Annotated in this window: 1 pseudogene; it reads right to left on the bottom strand. The window is 67.3% G+C overall.

Annotation, left to right across the window (positions count from 1 at the left end):
• Positions 1–33: 33 nt before the first annotated feature.
• Positions 34–339: pseudogene (locus BN1127_RS04515) on the bottom strand (amonabactin ABC transporter ATP-binding protein); the annotation flags it as partial.

Genomic DNA, 339 nt, shown 5'->3' with positions numbered 1-339 from the left:
AAACCGCCATCAGGCGGTTTCTTGCTATCCGGCTCAGGCCGACTGTGCATGGTCGACGCGCCGACGGGGCACTATGACGGGGGCACCGTCGCCGGGGGCGTGCAGTATGTCCACGTCTGTCTGGTAGAGCCGATCGATGAGGGACTTGGTCACCACCTCCCGGGCGGGGCCCATGGCCTGGATGCCGCCGTCCCCCAGGGCAATCAGCTCGTCGCAGTAGCGGGCGGCGGTGGCGAGATCATGGATGACGATGAGCACCGTCTTGCCCTCGGCGGCGACCCTGTGGATGGCCTCCATCACCTCGGTCTGGTGGCCAATGTCCAGGGCGCTGGTGGGCTC

The sequence above is a fragment of the Aeromonas media genome (assembly GCF_000819985.1).
Lineage (GTDB): Bacteria > Pseudomonadota > Gammaproteobacteria > Enterobacterales > Aeromonadaceae > Aeromonas > Aeromonas media.
Note: the sequence above shows the minus strand (reverse complement) of the source record. Positions and strands in the feature narration are given on the sequence as shown.